The organism is Cesiribacter sp. SM1, from assembly GCF_020178975.1.
Lineage (GTDB): Bacteria > Bacteroidota > Bacteroidia > Cytophagales > Cyclobacteriaceae > Cesiribacter.
The window spans coordinates 1-1,603 of the sequence record NZ_JAHXBU010000022.1 but is presented as its reverse complement, the minus strand read 5'-3'; the positions used below and the strand labels follow the sequence as shown (position 1 = coordinate 1,603).

Below are 1,603 nucleotides of genomic sequence, written 5' to 3'. Positions count from 1 at the left end.
GATATTGTGCGGATGGTGCATAGTGCGCAGTCGGGGCACCCTGGCGGCTCATTGGGTTGTACAGATTTTTTAGTAGCCCTTTACTTTAGGGAGCTTACCCACAACCCCCGGTTCAGCATGGATGGTGTGGGGGAGGATTTGTTCTTTCTCTCCAACGGCCACATCTCACCTGTATGGTACAGCGTGCTGGCGCGCTCGGGCTATTTTCCTAAAGAAGAGCTGGCCAGCTTCCGCAAGCTGGATTCCAGGCTGCAGGGTCACCCCACCACCCATGAAGGGCTGCCGGGGGTGCGCATCGCCTCTGGTTCGCTGGGCCAGGGCCTTTCTGTAGCCATTGGGGCAGCACTCTCCAAGAAGCTCAACGGCGACAGGAGCCTTGTTTTTTCCCTGCATGGCGATGGCGAGCTGCAGGAGGGACAGATCTGGGAAGCAGCCATGTTTGCGCCTCACAACAAGGTAGACAACCTGATCTCCACCATTGATGTGAACGGCCAGCAGATAGACGGACCCGTAGACCAGGTGCTGGGGCTGGGCAGCCTTCGGGCCAAGTGGGAAGCCTTTGGCTGGGAGGTGCTGGAGATGAACGGCAACGACATGCAGGATGTGGTACGGGTGCTGGATCTGGCCAAGAGCAAAGCCCACAAGGCAAAGCCCATCATGATCCTGATGCAGACCAACATGGGCCATGGCGTAGACTTCATGAGCGGCTCCCACAAGTGGCATGGTGTGGCGCCTAATGATGAACAGCTGCAAAAGGCCCTGGATCAGCTGGAAGAGACGATGCAGGATTATTAACCAATGAACTAGGAGTCAGGAATCAGGAGTCAAGACCAGCTACGGCTTTGGTTTTCATCCTGACTCCTGGCTCCTGGTTCCTGACTCTAACAAACATGAAGAAATACACCTATACAGATAAGAAAGACACCCGTTCCGGTTTTGGCGCAGGCCTTCTGGAAGTGGGCAGAAAGAACGAAAATGTAGTAGCCCTGTGTGCAGACCTGGTGGGCTCTTTGAAGATGGCAGACTTCATCAAGGAATTCCCCCGGCGGTTTTTCCAGATCGGCATTGCCGAGGCCAACATGATGGGCATAGCGGCAGGCTTAACCATCGGAGGCAAGATTCCCTACACGGGCACCTTTGCCAACTTCTCCACCGGCAGGGTCTATGACCAGATCCGCCAGAGCATTGCCTACTCGGATAAGAACGTGAAGATCTGTGCCTCGCATGCAGGCTTAACACTGGGAGAAGACGGGGCCACCCACCAGATCCTGGAGGACATCGGGCTGATGAAGATGCTGCCGGGCATGACGGTGATCAACCCCTGTGACTACAACCAGACCAAAGCAGCGACCATTGCCATCGCAGAGCATGTGGGGCCGGTGTACCTAAGGTTCGGCAGACCAGTGGTGCCCATCTTCACAGCCCCCGACCAGGAGTTTATCATCGGCAAAGCCTGGATGGTGAACGAAGGAGCAGACGTATCTATCTTTGCCACCGGTCACCTGGTGTGGGAGGCCATACAGGCAGGGGAGCAGCTGGCAGAGATGGGCATAGATGCAGAGATCATCAACATCCACACCATCAAGCCCCTGGATGTGGAGGC

Annotated in this window: 2 protein-coding genes; both read left to right on the top strand. The window is 56.0% G+C overall.

What is annotated here, in order from left to right; translation table 11 throughout:
- Positions 1-795, top strand: a 795-nt coding sequence (locus KWJ01_RS03905; protein ID WP_224995117.1) for a transketolase, incomplete at its 5' end; no start/stop codon positions are given.
- Positions 796-890: 95 nt separating this feature from the next.
- The coding region (locus KWJ01_RS03900) for a transketolase family protein (RefSeq protein ID WP_224995116.1) at positions 891-1,603 on the top strand (713 nt) is incomplete at its 3' end.